At 64.8% G+C, this 17,550-nt stretch carries 15 protein-coding genes and 1 tRNA gene; 9 read left to right on the top strand and 7 right to left on the bottom strand.

All coding sequences use genetic code 11. From position 1 onward, the window contains the following. The first annotated feature begins 93 nt into the window (after window positions 1-93). The 3 genes from JY96_RS19130 to JY96_RS19120 all read left to right on the top strand — a co-directional run bounded on the left by JY96_RS19130 (window position 94) and on the right by JY96_RS19120 (window position 1,754). Window positions 94-303, top strand: a complete 210-nt coding sequence (locus JY96_RS19130) for a heavy-metal-associated domain-containing protein (RefSeq protein WP_035039871.1) — start codon at window positions 94-96, stop codon at window positions 301-303. After that, window positions 287-769 carry a Cu(I)-responsive transcriptional regulator gene (gene cueR / locus JY96_RS19125; protein ID WP_052162741.1) on the top strand — a complete coding sequence of 161 codons (483 nt, stop codon included), beginning with the start codon at window positions 287-289 and terminating at the stop codon, window positions 767-769. Before JY96_RS19130 ends, cueR begins: the two co-directional genes overlap by 17 nt. Before the next feature lie 88 nt (window positions 770-857). Further along, window positions 858-1,754: an alpha/beta fold hydrolase gene (locus tag JY96_RS19120; RefSeq protein ID WP_052162740.1), complete on the top strand. Its 897-nt coding sequence runs from the start codon at window positions 858-860 to the stop codon at window positions 1,752-1,754. A gap of 18 nt (window positions 1,755-1,772) precedes the next feature. Here the strand turns inward: JY96_RS19120 and JY96_RS19115 are convergent, their stop codons facing one another. The 5 genes from JY96_RS19115 to JY96_RS19095 form a co-directional block, all read right to left on the bottom strand. Next, window positions 1,773-2,210, bottom strand: coding sequence for a Tfp pilus assembly protein FimT/FimU (locus JY96_RS19115; protein WP_052162739.1), 438 nt, complete (start codon window positions 2,208-2,210; stop codon window positions 1,773-1,775). Window positions 2,211-2,428: 218 nt separating this feature from the next. Beyond that, window positions 2,429-2,505, bottom strand: a tRNA-Pro gene (locus JY96_RS19110). A 54-nt stretch (window positions 2,506-2,559) separates the two neighbouring features. Continuing rightward, window positions 2,560-3,321 (bottom strand): acetoacetate decarboxylase family protein, encoded by a 762-nt coding sequence (locus JY96_RS19105; RefSeq protein WP_052162738.1) that lies wholly within the window; start codon window positions 3,319-3,321, stop codon window positions 2,560-2,562. A gap of 20 nt (window positions 3,322-3,341) precedes the next feature. Further along, entirely contained in the window at window positions 3,342-4,727 is a 1,386-nt protein-coding gene (locus JY96_RS19100; protein WP_035039869.1) for an acyl-CoA dehydrogenase family protein, read from the bottom strand. Beyond that, window positions 4,724-5,824, bottom strand: coding sequence for an acyl-CoA dehydrogenase family protein (locus tag JY96_RS19095; RefSeq protein WP_035039863.1), 1,101 nt, complete (start codon window positions 5,822-5,824; stop codon window positions 4,724-4,726). Before JY96_RS19095 ends, JY96_RS19100 begins: the two co-directional genes overlap by 4 nt. A gap of 120 nt (window positions 5,825-5,944) precedes the next feature. Between JY96_RS19095 and JY96_RS19090 the strand changes: the two genes are divergently transcribed. Then, complete coding sequence (locus JY96_RS19090) at window positions 5,945-6,997, top strand: AraC family transcriptional regulator (RefSeq protein ID WP_035039861.1); 1,053 nt, start codon at window positions 5,945-5,947, stop codon at window positions 6,995-6,997. Here the strand turns inward: JY96_RS19090 and hrpA are convergent. Continuing rightward, window positions 6,982-10,956 (bottom strand): ATP-dependent RNA helicase HrpA, encoded by a 3,975-nt coding sequence (hrpA, locus tag JY96_RS19085; protein ID WP_035039859.1) that lies wholly within the window; start codon window positions 10,954-10,956, stop codon window positions 6,982-6,984. The genes JY96_RS19090 and hrpA overlap by 16 nt on opposite strands. A gap of 182 nt (window positions 10,957-11,138) precedes the next feature. Here hrpA and JY96_RS19080 point away from each other — a divergent pair, with 182 nt between their 5' ends. The 3 genes from JY96_RS19080 (at window position 11,139) to JY96_RS19070 (ending at window position 14,445) form a co-directional block, all read left to right on the top strand. Then, window positions 11,139-12,623, top strand: coding sequence for an amidase (locus tag JY96_RS19080; RefSeq protein ID WP_035039857.1), 1,485 nt, complete (start codon window positions 11,139-11,141; stop codon window positions 12,621-12,623). Window positions 12,624-12,761: 138 nt separating this feature from the next. Then, complete coding sequence (gene argA, locus JY96_RS19075) at window positions 12,762-14,144, top strand: amino-acid N-acetyltransferase (protein WP_035039855.1); 1,383 nt, start codon at window positions 12,762-12,764, stop codon at window positions 14,142-14,144. A 28-nt stretch (window positions 14,145-14,172) separates the two neighbouring features. Further along, window positions 14,173-14,445: an oxidative damage protection protein gene (locus JY96_RS19070; RefSeq protein WP_035039853.1), complete on the top strand. Its 273-nt coding sequence runs from the start codon at window positions 14,173-14,175 to the stop codon at window positions 14,443-14,445. A 108-nt stretch (window positions 14,446-14,553) separates the two neighbouring features. Here the strand turns inward: JY96_RS19070 and JY96_RS19065 are convergent, their stop codons facing one another. Next, on the bottom strand, window positions 14,554-15,198 hold the full coding sequence (locus tag JY96_RS19065) for an FxDxF family PEP-CTERM protein (RefSeq protein WP_161784364.1): 645 nt from the start codon (window positions 15,196-15,198) through the stop codon (window positions 14,554-14,556). A gap of 313 nt (window positions 15,199-15,511) precedes the next feature. Between JY96_RS19065 and JY96_RS19060 the strand changes: the two genes are divergently transcribed. Both JY96_RS19060 and JY96_RS19055 read left to right on the top strand, forming a co-directional pair. After that, window positions 15,512-16,687, top strand: coding sequence for an SGNH/GDSL hydrolase family protein (locus JY96_RS19060; RefSeq protein ID WP_035039850.1), 1,176 nt, complete (start codon window positions 15,512-15,514; stop codon window positions 16,685-16,687). 183 nt (window positions 16,688-16,870) lie between these two features. Beyond that, window positions 16,871-17,527, top strand: a complete 657-nt coding sequence (locus tag JY96_RS19055) for a hypothetical protein (protein ID WP_052162737.1) — start codon at window positions 16,871-16,873, stop codon at window positions 17,525-17,527. Window positions 17,528-17,550 lie beyond the last annotated feature (23 nt).

Raw genomic sequence — 17,550 nt, 5'->3', positions numbered from 1 at the left:
GATCACGGTCATGGGCATCCGCTTGACCTTGCCATGATGTCAAGGTTCAGACTGAACTGCGTTGATACTGACCATTCCATCGAAAGGACTTCCATGAGCGACACCCACAACCATCAACTTCAGGTCAAAGGCATGAGCTGCCAGCACTGCGTGAAAGCCGTCACCAAAGCGATCCAGAGTCGTGATGCGGGCGCCACAGTGACGGTGGATCTGCCGCAAGGCACGGTCACGGTGCTCACCACGCTCAGCCGCGAAGCCACGGCGCAAGCCATCGGTGAAGAAGGTTATGAAGTCCAGCCCTGACGCCCTGCCTGAGGCCACGCCCACCGGCCAGCCGGTCAATATTGGCGAAGCATCCCGGCTGACGGGCGTGTCGGCCAAGATGATCCGGCATTACGAGGGGCTGGGCTTGCTGCCGGCACCGCCACGAACCGACTCGGGCTACAGGCGCTATGACCCAGACGCCATCAACACGCTGCATTTCATCCGGCGTGCGCGCGACCTGGGGTTCAGCATGGCAGACATCGGGCAGTTGCTGGACCTGTGGCGCAACCGCCGTCGCTCCAGTGCCGCCGTCAAGAAGCTGGCCGTTCAGCACGTGGCCACGCTGGAGGCCCGCATCCAGGCACTCGAAGCCATGAAGCGCACCTTGAACGACCTGGCCGAGCAATGCCATGGCGACGAGCGTGCCTGCTGCCCGATCCTGGATGACCTGGCCGGCACACCATTGCCGACCGCGGCAGCAGGCTGCCATTCGTCGCGACATTGAGGCGGTTGGGCGCCCCGTGCATGACGAACGGCGGGCTTTGCGTGCATGATCTGGGGCCTGCCCCATCTACAACACGAGGAGCCCGCCCATGTCCAGCACACCCCAAGCCGAGTGGCCACTGCAGTCATCCAGCCTGAGCGCCTGCGGCATCCGCACGCGGGTGCTGCAAGGCGGGCAGGACCTCAAGGCCACGGAAGCCGTGGTCTTCGTGCACGGCAACCCGGGCTCCAGCGAAGACTGGCGGCCATTGATGCAGGCTGTGGCGCCGCTTGGCCGCGTCGTGGCCCTGGACATGCCCGGCTTCGGCCAGGCCGACAAGCCCGCCGACTATCCCTACTCCGTGGAAGGCGGCACCGCCTTCCTCACTGAGGCACTCAAGCAACTGGGGATCGTGCGAGCCCACCTGGTGCTGCACGATTTCGGCGGCCCCTGGGGCCTGATGTGGGCGGCCATGAACCCGCTGGGGCTGGCCAGCCTCACGCTGATCAACACGGGTGTGCTCAAAGGCTACCGCTGGCACTACATGGCACGCATCTGGCGCACCCCCTTGCTGGGCGAACTGCAGCAGTTGATCACCACCCGCAGCGGCTTCAAATGGGCGATTTCGGTGGGTTGCCCCAAGGGTTTGCCACTTGAGTTCATCAACCGCATGTACCAGGATCTGGACTGGGGCACCAAACGGGCCATCCTCAAGCTCTACCGAGCCACGGGCGACCTGAACAACCGCAGCCAGGCGCTCGGCAAGATGCTCGCGCCCCTCAACCCGCCCACGCTCGTGGTGTGGGGCGCGGCCGACCCGTATCTGCCGGCCCGCTACGCCGAGCAGCAGAAAGAGACCTTTGCCAAAGCGCAGGTAGTGCTGTTGCCGCAAAGCGGGCACTTCCCTTTTGCGGATGACCCTCAGGGCGTGGCCCAAGCCGTGGTGCCCTTCCTGCGACAGCAGTTGTCGGGCGGCGCCGCGGGTGTCAGGTCCGGCGCAGCGTGATTCAGGCAGGGTCGGCGGTCAGCAACCGGAAACCTCGGCCGTGATGAGCGGCAAGCCACCATCGACCTGGGGAGACACATAGCTCACCGAGCATGCAGTGGCATCCGGCGCGCCCTCCTTCTGGAAGACGGTTTTCTCGCCGACATGAACAGGGACGAAACCAGAGAACTGCACGGCGTTCTGGATGCCTGCTGGATCACCGCCCTGTGGATAGCCTCGGGTCATGGCCACGCTCGTGTCGCTGATGGCCACCAAGGCGCCCCCGCTGTGGAGACTGCAATCCGACTGGGTGGCACATTTCATGTGCATCAGCGTGCTGGCGGACGTCAAGGCGCCCTGCATGTTCATGACGACCGACTTGCGTGCATCGCCCGGCAGATCCGCGAAATGCGGCAAGGCCGTCGCGGACAAGCCGCCCATGATGGAAACGGTGCACACCATTTCCAGCAGGGACATGCCCCGCTGCGTGCGCCTGGTTCGAGTACTTGTGCTGATCTTCAAAGCCGGCCTCCCTGGCGGCTTTTTGCATCACAAAACGGGTGTGCAATATGCCGCAGTGGCAGGCATTCTAGGAGACGCCAACGCCCGCGAACAGCCTCTGAATGAGCGAGCGCCCAGACGAGCACACAAAACAAAACGGGCCAGCACCACAAGATGCTGACCCGTTGATTCAATGGTCGGGGCGGTGGGATTCGAACTCACGACCCTCTGCTCCCAAAGCAGATGCGCTACCAGGCTGCGCTACGCCCCGACGAGACCGAGAGTTTATACCGAAAACCGCCGGCCCAGGCTGCTCAGCCGAAAATCATTTGACTGGCACGCCCGCGGGCAGGATCGCCTGCATCCCTTGAATGCTCTGCACCATGAGGGGTTTGGCGCCATGCAGGCCCAGGTCACGCAGGCGTGTGCTCAGCGGGTGGGCGCCGTCGCCATCGCACTGCAGCCTCACCTCGCCGCCCAGCGCGTGCCGCATGCGGCCGCGCGTGTTGATCACCGTGCGCCACAGTTGCCCCTTGAACAGCGTGTAGGTCATGAGGTTGGGCGCCGACATCCTCACGCCCGACCCGATGCGGCCGGACAGGCGGCAAAGCTGCGCCTGTCCATCTTCGCTGCGCACCCCGCAATCCAGATCACGGTCTCGCAACTGGAAGTCAATGGGCACGATGATCTTGGGGTAGCCCCAGCAATCATGCCCGGCGGCATGGGCGGCCGCGGTGGTCACGGGCAAGTCCGCCACGTACATGCCCGGCAGGGCCGATTGCCCGAGATGCCAGGCGGCCGTGTCCTTGAACCTCGACTTGACGGGGCTGCCGGCCACGGCAATGCCCATCTCGTTGTACGAACCCACGGAGGTGTCCACGTACTCGAAGAAGGCCACGGTCACCAGCCCCTTGCCTGGGCGCAGGGTCACGGCCTTCAGCTCCGGGGGCAAGACAGCCTGGGCCTTGTCCTCGTCCACCAGGAACGAGGCGAACACGGCCGCGGCGTTGTAGTAAAGGATGGGCAGCTCCACCGGCCCGACGCGCGTCGGGTAAGTCTGTCTGTCCACGTCGAAATAGGTTCGCATGATGTCTTGTCCTGGTTGGCTTACACGCTGATATGGATGGGCTGGCCGGCCATGTGGGCCAGCAGTTGGGGCTGCATGTCCTCGATCAGGCCCAGGCGGTTGATCTGGTTGGTGCCCTCGAAGATGCGGGTCAGGCGAATGTCGCGCAGCAGCTTTTCCAGGCCGGTGGCCGTGCGTGTGCCGTGCTCGGCCATCAAGGCCATGCCCATCTCACAGATGGCCTGGGCCAGGTCCGTCGCCATGAACTTGCTGATGCAGGCACCCGATTGCCGGGCCTGCTGGCTGGCACTGGCTTGCTGCCACAGCAGGGAGCGGATAGTGCGGGTCTCGGCCACCATCTGAGCCAGTTGCAACTGCACCTCCTGGTAGGCGATGAGCGGGCGGCCGCCCAGGCGGGTGTCCATCGCATGGCTCAAGGCCAGTTCGCAAGCCCGGCGGGCGATGCCCACGGCCATGGCGGCCACGGGGTAGCGCGACGCATTGAGGGTGGCGCGGTTGAGTGCCCAGCCCTTGCGCAGGCCACCGATCACGTCGGCGTCCGGCACGAAGGCGTCCTCGAAAGTCAGCTCGGCGGCGCTGCTGGCGCGCATGCCCATCTTCAGCTCGGTGCGGCGGGCGCTCATGCCGGGGTTGCTGGCGTCCAGCATGAAGCAAGTCCAGGACTCGAAGCCCTCGCCTTCCAGCGAGGCAAACACGGCCACCTTGCGCGCCACGTCACCGCCGCTGATGTAGCACTTCTGGCCGCTGATGCGGTAGCCGCCGGGCACGGCCCTGGCCACCACACGGGGGCGGTTGGTCTGCGCGCCGTGGCCATCCTCGACATCGCTACCAGCGGTGGGCTCGGTGATGGCGTAGGCGAACAGGTGCGGCTGGCCCCGCATGAAATCCTGGTGCATGGGGCGAATGAAGCGCCACATGGCTTTCAGGTCGCCGCTGAGCAGCACGGGTGCCAGGCCCAGGTTGTGCGCACTCAACAGCAGCATCTGCCCGGCGCAAACGGCCGACAGTTCTTCGACCTGGATCGCCATGCGGTAGGCGGGCGAGAAGCGCATGTCCCACAGTGAGGCCGAACCCAGCGGCGCCGGCACCACGTTGGACATCAAGCCCTCGTGCCCGGCCTTGATCAACAGTTGCCGCGCCACGGGGTGCAGGGTGCCGGGCTGTGCATGCTCGGCTTCGTCCAGCAGGCGCACATGGGGTGCCATGTGGGTCTGTGCGAACTGCCGCGCACGCCGACGCAACTGGCCCAGTGCCGCTGGCAGGCTGGCGGTGTCCATCTCCCAGAGGTCGGCGGGGCCGTAGTGGGTCAAGGCCCGGGCCAAGGTGTTGAGTTCCTTGATGCGCTGCAGGGGGTTGAGCCTGTGCACGGGCGGCACATGCCCGTCGATGTGGTCAAGCGTGCTCATGCCGTGGCTCCCGTGTTGCTGCACCAGTTGGCGGACATCAACTGCATGTCCAGCGCGCCGCCGCTTTGCTGCCGCAGGTGGTTGACATCCCGCCAGCGTTTTTCGATGCCGTTGTCCCGCATATAGCCCAGCCCACCGAAGGTCTGCATGGCCACATTGGCGGCCAGCGCCAGGCCATCGTTGAGCCTGTTGCGGGCTCGCAGCAAATCGGCGAAGCCCGCTTCGTTGAGCGCCTGGCCAGCGAGCACGGTGCGCACATCGGTCAAGGCCATTTGCATGTCAGACAACATGATCTGCACGGCCGGATGCCCGGCGATGACGCGCCCACCCTGGAAGCGCAAGGCGCTGAACTGCCGCGCCATCTCCGTCATCTGCTGGACGCAACCTTGCTGGATGGCCAGCAGGCCAAGCCACTCGCGGTGCCAGATATCCATGGACAGGGCCCTGGCCTGCTGCTCGGGCAAGGCGATGACTTGAACCTGGGCAGGCTCGAAAGCGCCATCGTGCAGTTCGTCCAGGCCATGGCCGGGCTCGACCCGCTTGACCTGGCCCTGGATCAACAGCCAGGCCATCGTCCCTTTGGTGAAGGCTGGTGCCAGCAGCAGCTGCGTCTGCGGTTGCATGAGGCCACTGAAGGGCCGATCAGGGGCCAACACGTCACGCAGCACGGCCTCATCCACCGGCTGGCCACGCCACCAGTTGGCCAGCTCGCCTCGGCCGATGCCATGCCGCCCATGCAGGCAGATGCCAGGGTGCGATACGCCCATGTCGGTCCGGCCCAACTGCCGCAAGACAAAATGCGCCAGGGCTGAGCGGTGCAAGCTCAAGGCCAGGGCCGCGTTTACCCTGGCAAGCGCCGTGAGGCTGCGCAAGGTCAAGGCCAGCTGGGGCGCCTGCCCGCATGCTTCCCACAAACCGCAACCCGATTCTTCATCCGTGTTGACGAATCCTTGATCCATCACCAGATTCATCGCCCGAACAAACGGCTCAGGCTCACATGCCCGCTCCGGCCTGGAGAACACGGCCGCTGCCAGGTCCTTGCACAGGTGCCGCAAACTGTCGTCGATCATGACGATGTCTTCATCGCTCAACTGCACGACTGCTCCTCGTTATCATGAACAGGCTCATGCTAGGCAGGCAGCCCACCGGTGTGGATGCTGCGAACGGTCAGGCTACTGATCGATCTGGCCATTCCGCTTCATGAGCTGTCAGCACCCATGCCTCAGGCCCATCACGATGTCATGAACGAGCGCTCGCTTCGCGTCCCCACCATGTCGGTTTACCCCTTGCTCCAGTGCGCGCTGGACGAGGGGCTGGACAGTGCACAGCTGCTCCAGGGCACCGGCCTGACAGAAGCCTTGCTGCGCGATGCCAACCGGGACGTGCCCTTCAGCCATGAGCTGATCGTGGTGCGCAATTACCTGAGCCTGACCCGTGAATCGGTGCCCGGCCTGCGCGCCAGCACCTTCTATCACTACAACAGCTTCGGCACGCTGGGTGCGGCGCTGGTGAGCCACCCCACCATGCTGGAGGCCTGCCGCTTCCTGGCCCGCTATGTAGACCTGACCTTCACGCCCTTTCGCGTCCTGATGGAAGAAGCCGGTGAGCAGGTCTGCGCGCGCTATGTAGACTGCATGGACCTGGGTGAATGCCGCGACTTTTACCTGATGCGGGATCTGGCCTTCATCCGCAACCTGAGCAAGGAGGCGGGCGCGGAGGATTGGGCGCAACTGGTGGACGACATGGAGATCGCCATGGATGCGCCCGCCGACATAGGCGCCGTGCAGGCCTTCTTTGGCTGGCCCGTGCATTTCGGCGCCAGCGAGACGCGTGTGATCGCGCACAGGCAGTCACTGCTCAAGCCCTTGAGGCTGGCCAACCCCATCACGCTCAAGATCATGCAGGAGCAATGTGATGCCCAGTTGCTCAAGCGCCAGCAGAACCCCTGGACCAGGCAGGTCGAGAACCTGTTGCTGAGCACCCACCCCATGCCGGACCTGGGCACAGTGGCCGAGCGCCTGCATTGCGCAGAGCGCACACTGCGGCGGCGGCTGCAAAGCGAATCCTGCACGTTTCAGGATCTGGTCACGCAGATCCAGCAGCAGCGCGCCATCCACCATCTGCGCCACACGCAGCTGCCCATCGAACTGATTGCCGAGAAGCTGGGCTACAGCGAGACCGCGGCCTTTGCGCACGCCTTCAAACGCTGGACGGGGCAGACGCCCTCGGCCTTCCGGCAGCAGAGCCGCCAGCCTCAGGACGTCATCTGAGCCCAGACTTTTTCCAGCCGCTTGACACTCACGGGCTGCGGCGTGCGCAGCTCCTGCGCGAACAGGCTGATGCGCAGTTCTTCCAGCAACCAGCGGAACTCGTCCAGGCGGGCGTCATGCGTGCCCTTGAGCTCGCTCAAGCGGCGCGTCAGGCGCTGGTCTAGCGGGCGCAGCTCGGCCAGGCGCTGCGTGTCCCGCGCCGGGTCGCCCTTGAGCTTGTCCAGCCGCAGGGTGATGCCCTTGAGGTAGCGCGGGAAGTGCTGCATCTGCGTGTAGGGCGTCAGCGCCACGAAGCGCTTGGGCATGAGGCGCTGCAGTTGCGCGGTGATGTCGTCGGCCACGTCCTTCGGGGGGCGGGCGTCCTTGAGTTTGCGTGTGGCGGCGGCGTACTCGGTCAGCACGTTGCCGGTCAGGCGGGCCACTTCTTGCGCGATCAGGTTCAGGCGCGTGCGCCCTTCTTCCACCCGCGCCTTGAAGCTGGCGGCGTCAGTGGGGAGCGGGTCGTTGAGGTAAGCGCGGTCCAGCGCCACTTCGATGATCTGGTCACGCAGCTCGTCGGCCGTGCCCAGGCTCATGTAGGTCATGGCCATCTTCTGCAGATCGGGGATGTTCTTCTCAAGGTACTTCAGCGGCTCCTTGATCTGCAGAGCGATCAGGCGGCGCAGGCCCGCGCGGTGCTTGGCTGCGGCCACGTCGGGCTCGTCAAACACCTCGATCTCGACGTGCTGGCCTTTGTCGATCAGCGCCGGGAAACCGATGAGGGTGTGGCCACCACGCTGGATTTCCATCAGCTCGGGCAGCTCGCCAAAGGTCCAGTCCGTCAGGGCTTGGGCGGCCTGGGCGGGCTTGTTGCCAGCGGGCGCGGCGGCGTTGCCCGCCCCGCCCTTGCCTGCCGCCTGCGCACCCTGCACGCGCTGCAAGCCAGGCTTGGCCCCACCGGGCTGAGCCCCACCTTGTGGCGCCCCCGCCTGCTGCGCAGCCGAAACCTGCCGCTCAGGCGCCGAGGCCATATCGCCACCCTGCACCACCGCCTGCGCCTTGAGCGCCGCCAGCGCCTGGAAGGCCCCGCGTGCCAGCGAGCCCAGCTCAGCCTTCAGCGCCGGCAGATTGCGGCCCATGCCCAGCTGGCGGCCGTGTTCGTCCACCACCCGGTAGTTCATGAACAGGTGCGGCGACAGCATGTCGAGCTTGAAGTCCGCGCGCTTGACGTCCAGTTGCGTCTTGTCGCGCACGGCCTTGAGCAAGGCGTCCATCAGGCTGCCCTTGCCGAACTCGGCCGACTCGACAAAGGACTCGGCATAGTCCGGCAGCGGCACCAGGCGTGCACGCGGCTTCTGGTGCAGGCTCTTGACCAGGGCCAGTACCTTGTCTTTCAACATGCCCGGCACCAGCCATTCACCCGCTTCTTCGCTGACCTGATTGAGCGCGAAGATGGGCACTGTCACGGTCACACCATCGCGCGCGTCACCAGGCTCGTGCAGATAGGCCGTGGTGCAGTCCACCCCGCCGATGCGCAAGACCTTGGGGAAGGCGCTGCTGGTGATGCCGGCGGCCTCGTGGCGCATCAGCTCTTCGCGGCTGAGGTACAGCAGCTTCGGGTTCTCGCGGCTGGCTTGTTTGTACCAGCGCTCGAAGCTGTGGCCGCTCATCACCTCGGGCGGGATCTGCGCGTCGTAGAAGGCGAAGATCAGCTCGTCGTCGACCAGCACGTCCTGCCGGCGCGACTTGTGCTCCAGCTGCTCGACCTGGTTGATCAGCTTGCGGTTGGCCGCCAGGAAGGGCAGGCGCGTTTCCCACTCGTCGTTCACCAGGCCTTCGCGGATGAAGATCTCGCGCGCCTTGGGCGGATCAACCAACCCGAAGTTGACGCGCTTGTTGTTGTAGACCACCAGGCCATACAGCGTGGCCCGCTCCAGCGCCACCACCTCGGCGGCCTTCTTTTCCCAATGGGGTTCGAGCAACTGTTTCTTGAGCAGGTGGCCGCCCATGAACACCAGCCACTGCTGATCGATGTTGGCGATGCCACGGCCGAACAGGCGCGTGGTCTCGACCAGTTCGGCCGCCAGGATCCATCGCCCCGGCTTCTTGCTCAGGTTGGCGCCAGGGTGCTTGTAGAACTTGATGCCGCGCGCACCCAGGTACCAGTCTTCGTCATCGCTCTTGCAGCCGATGTTGCCCAGCAAACCGGCCAGCAGTGACAGGTGCACCTGCTCATACGTGGCGGGGCTGCCATTGAGGCGCCAGTTGTGCTCGGCCACCACGGTGTGCAGCTGCGTGTAGACATCCCGCCACTCGCGCACACGGCGCGGGTTGATGTAGTTGTCACGCAGCAATTGCTCGTACTTGCGGTGGCTGAGCTTGTGTTTCTCAGGCTGCCCCGGCTCGTGCTGCCCGTGCCCGCCGCGCGAGTCATCCAGCCACTTCCACAATTTCAGCGTGCCCATGAACTCCGACTTCTCGTCGTCGAACTGCTTGTGCTTGGTATCCGCCTGCTGTTGCTGGTCGATGGGCCGGTCACGTACGTCCTGCACGCTCAAGCTCGCGGCGATCACCAGCACCTCGGCCAGGGCCTGCCGGTCCTTGGCTTCCAGGATCATGCGGCCCACGCGCGGGTCCAGCGGCAGGCGGGCCAGGTCCATGCCCAGCTTGGTGATCTCGTTGTTGTCGTCGACCGCGCCCAGCTCGTTGAGCAGCTGGTAGCCGTCGGCGATCGCCTTGCGCAGCGGCGGCTCGATAAAGGGGAAGTCGTCCACCAGGCCCAGGTGCAAGGACTTCATTCGCAGGATCACGCCCGCCAGCGAAGACCGCAGGATTTCCGGATCGGTGAAGCGCGGCCGCGCGTTGAAATCCTTCTCGTCATACAGGCGGATGCAGATGCCATTGGCCACCCGGCCGCATCGCCCGGCCCGCTGGTTGGCCGCGGCCTGGCTGATGGGCTCGATCTGCAGCTGCTCGACCTTGTTGCGAAAGCTGTAGCGCTTGACCCGCGCCATGCCCGAGTCGATCACATAACGGATGCCCGGCACCGTCAGCGAGGTTTCGGCCACGTTGGTGGCCAGCACGATGCGCCGCCCGCCGCCGGTCTTGAAGACCTCGTCCTGCTCCTGCTGGCTCAGGCGCGCGAACAGCGGCAGGATGTTGGCGGTGACGCGGTGGTGAGCGAAGTGCTTGCGCAGGTGGTCCGCCGCCTCGCGGATCTCGCGCTCGCCGGGCAGAAAGACGAGGATGTCGCCGCTGCCCTCGCGCCAGAGTTCGTCCGCCGCATCGGTGATGGCTTCGTTCAGACCGTACTCGCGGCTTTCCTCGAACGGCCGGTAACGCTGCTCCACCGGGAACAGTCGCCCCGAGACCATGATGACCGGCGCCGGCCCCTTGGCAGATTCAAAGTGCTTGGCAAACCGTTCGGCATCGATCGTCGCCGAGGTCACGATGATCTTCAGATCAGGCCGGCGCGGCAGCAACTGGCGCAGGTAACCCAGCAGGAAGTCGATGTTGAGGCTGCGTTCGTGCGCCTCGTCGATGATGATGGTGTCGTAGGCCCTGAGGTCCGGATCACCCTGGGTTTCGGCCAGCAGGATGCCGTCGGTCATCAGCTTGACGCTGGCGCCGGGCTGCAGGCGATCCTGGAAGCGCACTTTGTAGCCCACCACCTCGCCCAGCGGCGAGTTGAGCTCTTCCGCAATGCGCTTGGCCACGCTGGAAGCCGCGATCCGCCGGGGCTGGGTGTGGCCGATCAGCTTGGGCCGCAGGTGGCGTGGGGCGTTCGGATCCCGCTCCTGCCCCCAGCCACCTCGCCCCATGGCCAGCGCGATCTTGGGCAGCTGCGTGGTCTTGCCCGAGCCCGTTTCGCCACAGACGATGATGACCTGGTGCTCGCGCAAAGCCGCCTCGATTTCGTGGCGCTTGCCGCTGACAGGCAGGGATTCGGGAAACTCGATGAGGGTGGGACGGACAGACACGGAAGACTTGGTGGCGCGCGGGCAAGGCGCACATTATCCAGCGAGTGCCCGAGGCGCCCGGCGCCATGCGTTCGCGGCCACCAGAGCGGCAGAAAGCTGGCGCACCTTGTCAAAAACAACGCAACACGTTTCAAGGCAAAAACGGATGCGCGGCACGAAAAAAGTCAGCCATGATGCCGGCCATGGAATTTCACGACTACATCCAGTACGACGGCCTGGGCCTGGCCGACCTTGTTCGTCGCGGCGAGGTCTCGCCTGCGGAATTGCTGGCGGCGGCCAGCAGCCGGGCCGATGAGGTCAACGGCAAGCTCAACGCCATCATCCGGCGCTACGACGACCGCGCGCAGCAACGCGTCAAGCAGGGCTTCCGTCCCGACCAGCCCTTTGCCGGCGTGCCCTTCCTGATCAAGGATCTGTTCCAGGAGTGGGAGGGCGTGCCCTGTGGCTGGGGCAATCGCCGGCTTGCAAACCAGCCTGCCCCGCTCACCAGCGACGTCGTCCGACGCTGGAACGACGCCGGCCTGGTCATCTTCGGCGCCACCAACTCCCCGGAGTTCGGCGCGCGCAACGTCACCGAGCCCCTGGCTTGCGGTGTGACCCGCAACCCGTGGGACACGTCTCGCACGCCGGGCGGCTCGTCTGGCGGTTCCGCCTCGGCCGTGGCCGCCGGCATTGTGCCCGTGGCCGGCGCCAACGATGGCGGTGGCTCCATCCGCATCCCCGCGGCTTGCAATGGCCTGTTCGGCCTGAAGGCCGGGCGCGGCCGCATCTCCATGGGCCCGCTGGCCGCAGAAGGCCTGTTCGGTGCCGCCGTGCAAGGCGTGGTGTCACGCAGCGTGCGTGACACCGCCGCCATGCTTGACCTGCTGCAAGGCCCCGAGCCCCATGCTCCTTATTGGATGCCTCCACCCGAGCAGCCCTATCTGCAGGCCATCACCCGGCCGCCCAAGGCGCTGCGCATCGGTTACGCCACCGTCTCGCCCACAGGCACGCCCGTCGACCCGCAGGCGGTGGCCGCCACCGAGGATGCCGTCAAGCTGCTGACCTCGCTGGGCCACCATGTCGAAGAGGTCAAGTTGCCATTCGACGGCGAGCAACTGTCGGCCGATTTCTTGCTGACGTGGTCCTGCGCCCAGGCCATGTTGATCGACGAACTCGGTCGGCAAATGGGCATCAAGCCCTCGGACTGCGAACCCGACACCCAGGTGTTGGCAGCGGTGGGACGAACGGTCTCTGCACCTGAGCTGATCGCCTGCCTGGAGCGCTGGCACCAGCACACCATGGACCTGGCCCGCTTTCACGCGCGGTTCGATTTCTGGCTCTCGCCCACACTCAGCGCGCCGCCCATCCCCATCGGCGCCCTGACCACCCCACCGGCGTTGCACATGGTCAACAAGCTCATGTCCGGGCTGGGCCTGTTCGGGATCGTCCGCAAGACCCGCTTCTTCCGCGACGTCATCCTCAAGAACCTCGCCTGGACGCCCTATACCCAGTTGGCCAACATCACCGGCCGCCCGGCGATGTCCGTGCCGCTGTACTGGACGCCTGATGGCCTGCCCCTGGGCGTGCAATTCGTGGGCGGCGTCAACTCGGAAACCCTGTTGCTGCAACTGGCCGCCCAGCTGGAACAAGCCCGCCCCTGGTTCGACAAACGCCCCAAACTGTGAGAGGCGGCGCACGGGCGCGCACGCAAGGCCCGTTCAACAACGTGTGGAAGACGCACATTGCCCGTAACATTACGGCTTGACGCATTCCCCACCCTTTTTGAACGGCCGCCTTGCTGGCGCCCCTCTTGCATCCTCTCAATGGACCTGGTCTTTCCCCACACCTTCGTGCCGTGGTTTCGTTCCGTGGCACCCCACATCCACGCGCACCGGGGCAAGACCTTTGTCGTCGGCCTGTCAGGCGAGCTGATCGCCGCAGGCAAGCTCGAGAGCTTCGTGCAAGACCTGGCCCTGATGCAGGCCATGGGCATCAAGATCGTGCTGGCGCATGGCTTTCGCCCGCAGCTCGAAGAGCAGCTGCGCGCCAAGGGGCAGGAGTCCAAATTCAGCCACGGCATGCGCATCACCGACCCCGTGGCACTCGACTGCGCCCAGGAAGCCGCCGGCCAGCTGCGCTATGAAATCGAGGCAGCTTTTTCGCTGGGGCTACCCAACACGCCCATGGCCGGTGCTTCGGTCAGCGTCATCTCGGGCAACTTCGTGACCGCCCGCCCCGTCGGCATCGTTGACGGCGTGGACTTCATGCACACGGGCCTGGTCCGCAAGATCGACGCCATGGCCGTGCGCCGTGCGATCGACACCGGCGCCCTGGTCATGCTCTCGCCCTTCGGTTTTTCACATACTGGTGAGGCCTTCAACCTCAGCATGGAAGACGTGGCCACCAGCGCCGCCATCGCCCTGCAGGCCGACAAGCTCATCTTCGTGACCGAGGTGCGCGGCATCCTGCAAAGCATCGTGCAGGACCCCGCCAAGGCCAAGGAGCTGGAAGCCAAACAGCACGACCCCGATGTCGAGATCGACCAGGAACTGGCCCTGGCCGAGGCCAAACGCCTGCTGGCCGCCCTGCCCAACCCCTTGCAGCCCACCGACACGGCCTTCTACCTGCAGCACGCCGTCAAGGCCAGCGAAGGCGGCGTGGAGCGCGTGCACATCATCCCCTTCCTGGTGGACGGCGCGCTGCTGATGGAGGTGTTCACGCACGATGGCGTGGGCACCATGATCGTGGACGAAAAGCTCGAAAGCCTGCGCGAAGCCTCGCCGGATGACGTGGGCGGCATCCTGCAGCTGATCGAACCCTTCGAGCAGGACGGCACGCTGGTCAAACGCAGCCGCACCGAAATCGAACGCGACGTGGCCCAGTACACCGTGATCGAGCACGACGGCGTGATCTTCGGTTGCGCCGCCCTTTACCCCTTCCCCGAGGCCAGCACGGCCGAAATGGCGGCCCTCACGATCTCGCCGAGCGTACAGGGCCAGGGCGACGGCGAACGCATTCTGAAACGCATCGAGCAACGCGCTCGGGCAATGGGCCTGTCCACACTGTTTGTATTGACCACGCGTACCATGCACTGGTTCATCAAGCGTGGCTTTGCGCCGGTCGACCCGGCCTGGCTGCCCGAAGCCCGCAAACGCAGCTACAAGTGGGACCGGCGCTCTCAGGTGCTGGTCAAGCAACTCAAGTAATCGATTTTTCTCTCTGGACTAGACCACCATGGCACGCACCATTCAATGCAAGCACCTCAACAAGGAAGGCGAAGGCCTGGACTTTGCGCCCTACCCGGGTGAGTTGGGCAAGCGCATTTACAACGAGATCAGCAAGGAAGCCTGGCAGATGTGGCTCAAGCACCAGACCATGCTGGTCAATGAGAACCGCCTGAACCTGGCAGATGCCCGCGCGCGCCAGTACCTGGCCCGCCAGATGGAGCAGTTCTTCTTTGGCGCCGGCGCCGAGCAGGTGCAAGGCTACGTGCCGCCCGCGCAGTAAACCTGAGCCCCACGCTCACGGGTGCAAGCGCCCAAGCAAAAAGGCCGAACAGTGGTGTTCGGCCTTTTTTCTTTTTGCTTGCCCCCTCGGGTACGCTCATTCAAGCATTCACGAACGGCGGCGCTTGACCAGTGTCATCACGCCCAGGCTGGCCGCCAGCAAGGCCATGCCACTGGGCTCCGGCACCGGCGTGATGTTCAGGTTGCCGCCATAACTGCCACCATAACTGCCGTTGATGGTGCCGCGCAGCTCCAGTGCATAACTGGCACCGGCCTGCAAGTCCACGTTCTGGAACAACACCGTGGTACCCGTCACGCCCGGGGCCAGCAACGAGGTTGACGTCCACGCCTGAATGGGCGTGCCACTGCTGGGCAAGCCCGTGGTCAGGGAGTCAAGGCCCGCGTCCAGCTTGTACAGCCGGGCAGAAAAATTCTGCAGGCTCAGGAAGCTGCCCAGGTCGATGGACACAGCGGCCGCGTTGAAACTGGCCTGCGGCGCCAGCGGCAGGTTGAACACGTAGTCGTCATAGAAGTACGACAGCCCGCCCACCGAGGCGTACACCACGGGCTGGCCATCCTGGGAGACGAACCCGGCGGTTGGCGAGCCCGAGAAGGTGTTGCCAATGCTGCGCGTGAACGGCAGCGTGACATCCCCATAGTTGGCCACCACATGGTTGGCCGGATCGGCCCAGGCCAGAGAAGCAGACGAAAGACCAAGCGCCGTCAAGGCGACCATGGCGAACCGGGTTGGCATCACAGGAAGCTCCTCACACAGGCCTGGCAGCAGGCTTTTGAACATGTGATCAGGATAGGAAGCACCCGTGTCAGGCATGCCATCTGCCGCGCCCCGCCTTGTGTGCTGAAAAGGCCCGAAATAAGAAACATCGCTGACACCGGGTGCACCGGCATGGTCCAAAAGTGTTAAAGGCCTGACGCAGACGGGCTTTGCGTCACGCGCGAACGCGTGGTCGGGTCAACCCTTGGCTGACGTGATCTGATCCACAAGCCGCGCTCGACGGATGGCAAGGTGCGCACATCTTCCGTACTAAAACAGAGACGTCCACACCATGAAGCTCACACCCAAGCGCCCCCAACGCCTCGGCCTGTTGATCGCCACCGCCTTGCTCACCACATCGGCCCAAGCCCAGCTGGAGCTTCCAACGCCGTTTCTGGCCACCACAGGCCAGTTGTCCGGCGTGGTGGTGTCGCCCGTCACCATGTACACCATCGCCGTCACGCCCGGGCTGTGGAACAGCCTCGTCAAGCTGGTCGTGCCCTACATGGCGCCCTACTCTGACGATCTGCGCATGCTGGCCCTGAAGAAAACACCCCGGCTGCGGCCCGTGCCCAGCGCCCCCACGCCGCCGGCACAGGTGTACGCCAACAGCTACACGCAGATCTTTTCGTTCGGCGACAGCATGAGCGACACCGGCAACCTGTATGCCGCCATGCGCGGCAACGGTGCCAGGACACCCCTGCCAACGAGCCCCAACTACCAGGGCCGCTTTTCGAATGGCCCCGTGGTGCTGGAGGCCATGGCCAATGCCCTGAACCTGCCACTGGTGAACTACGCGTTCGCGGGCGCCCGCTCCGGCTACAACAACCTGGTGCCGGTTTACGGCATGCAAAAAGGCATGCTGCAGCAGATCCAGGATCTGCTGGACAACCAGCCCAGCACCACCGCACGCCTGGATGCCAATGGCTTGTACGTCCTGTGGACGGGCCCCGATGACTACTATGCCGACGGCAACGTGTTCAACCCCGCGATCACGGCCGCCATCATCGACGACATCCGCACCGGAATGACGCGCCTGTACCAGCGTGGTGCCCGGCACTTCTTCGTGCCGCAGATGCCGGACCTCAGCATCACGCCATCGGCTCACATCCACAACGCCGCCTTGACCAACTACAACGTGAACGCAAAGGCACGGAGCGCCGAGATGGCTGCGGCCTTGTCGAAGATGCTCGCCGGCTTTGCCAAGGCCTACCCCCAGGCCACCGTGCGCACATTCAACACCTTCACGTATTCGCAAACGCGCGTGAGCCAGGCTGCCGCAGAAGGCATCGATGTGATGAAAGCCTGCTATGACCCCAAGTTCATGGGCATCCCCGGCCCCGTCTGTGACGACCCCGACAAGCATCTTTTCTGGGACGGCAACCACCCGACCGCGGCAGGCTCCCTGGTCATCGGCACAGACTTCGCCAAGTCCGTGGTCATGGATGCGCCGCTCCCCAACCGTTGAGCGCCGCTGTTGAGGGCCGATGCACATTGGGGTAACCCCCCATTCGGGCGATCTCGCGGCGCCTGTTTCCCGGGCATCCAGTTCTAGAATCCCCTCAGCTTGCGAAGACGCAGCGTGTGCTGGCGGCATGCCGATCAACGGCATCGTCTTCATGGTGTTTCAATCATTTGAGGGAGAACTTTGATGTCCATGAATTTCCGCGCCTGCGCCCTTCTGGTCGCCTCCACCCTGTTCGCCGGTGCCTCGGCGCACGCCATGGAGGGTGACGCCTACATCTTCGGCTCCAGCGATACCTCGGCCAGCAATGCCTTGCTGCTGAACGGCACGGAGACGGTGAACCTGTCCAAAAGCGGCTGGTACCGTGACGACGCGGTCCACAATCCGGACAACCAGAACTACATCGCTGGTTTCTGCAACAACTGCGGCGGCCACTACTACAACAACTTCTTCGTCTTCGACATCTCCAGCCTGACCGCCCCGGTGACCAGCGCCACCCTGACGCTCAACAGCTTTGACGTCACCGCGCCGCTGCAATACACCCTGGTGGACTACACCGGCGACATTGGCACGCTGGTCAACGGCAACGGTGACGCGGGCATCTACACCGATCTGGGCACAGGTGCCACGTATGGTGGTGACCTCGTGTCGACCGGTTTCATCAACCAGACCTTCACGCTCAACGGCGCATTCCTGAGCAACCTCAATGCCGCCATCGCCGCCGGCCAGACGCGCTTTGCCATTGGTGGCACCACGGCACCCGTGCCTGAAGCGGGCACCCTGGCCTACCTGGCGCTGGGCCTGTCTTTCGGCGCCATCATGGCCCGCCGCCGCGCGGCCTGATCGGGCCTGATCGGGCCTGATTG

The organism is Aquabacterium sp. NJ1, from assembly GCF_000768065.1.
Lineage (GTDB): Bacteria > Pseudomonadota > Gammaproteobacteria > Burkholderiales > Burkholderiaceae_C > Aquabacterium.
This window is presented reverse-complemented; position numbering and strand designations above follow the sequence as displayed.

What these genes read in the sequence shown, in the direction of transcription:
- JY96_RS19060 (WP_035039850.1), top strand. Translation starts at nt 15,512, where the DNA reads ATGAAGCTCACACCCAAGCGCCCCCAACGCCTCGGCCTGTTGATCGCC.
- JY96_RS19120 (WP_052162740.1), top strand. Translation starts at nt 858, where the DNA reads ATGTCCAGCACACCCCAAGCCGAGTGGCCACTGCAGTCATCCAGCCTG.
- JY96_RS19130 (WP_035039871.1), top strand. Translation starts at nt 94, where the DNA reads ATGAGCGACACCCACAACCATCAACTTCAGGTCAAAGGCATGAGCTGC.
- JY96_RS19070 (WP_035039853.1), top strand. Translation starts at nt 14,173, where the DNA reads ATGGCACGCACCATTCAATGCAAGCACCTCAACAAGGAAGGCGAAGGC.
- JY96_RS19105 (WP_052162738.1), bottom strand. Translation starts at nt 3,321, where the DNA reads ATGCGAACCTATTTCGACGTGGACAGACAGACTTACCCGACGCGCGTC.
- JY96_RS19055 (WP_052162737.1), top strand. Translation starts at nt 16,871, where the DNA reads ATGTCCATGAATTTCCGCGCCTGCGCCCTTCTGGTCGCCTCCACCCTG.
- cueR (WP_052162741.1), top strand. Translation starts at nt 287, where the DNA reads ATGAAGTCCAGCCCTGACGCCCTGCCTGAGGCCACGCCCACCGGCCAG.
- JY96_RS19100 (WP_035039869.1), bottom strand. Translation starts at nt 4,727, where the DNA reads ATGAGCACGCTTGACCACATCGACGGGCATGTGCCGCCCGTGCACAGG.
- JY96_RS19080 (WP_035039857.1), top strand. Translation starts at nt 11,139, where the DNA reads ATGGAATTTCACGACTACATCCAGTACGACGGCCTGGGCCTGGCCGAC.
- argA (WP_035039855.1), top strand. Translation starts at nt 12,762, where the DNA reads ATGGACCTGGTCTTTCCCCACACCTTCGTGCCGTGGTTTCGTTCCGTG.
- JY96_RS19115 (WP_052162739.1), bottom strand. Translation starts at nt 2,210, where the DNA reads ATGTCCCTGCTGGAAATGGTGTGCACCGTTTCCATCATGGGCGGCTTG.
- JY96_RS19090 (WP_035039861.1), top strand. Translation starts at nt 5,945, where the DNA reads ATGCCTCAGGCCCATCACGATGTCATGAACGAGCGCTCGCTTCGCGTC.
- JY96_RS19065 (WP_161784364.1), bottom strand. Translation starts at nt 15,198, where the DNA reads ATGCCAACCCGGTTCGCCATGGTCGCCTTGACGGCGCTTGGTCTTTCG.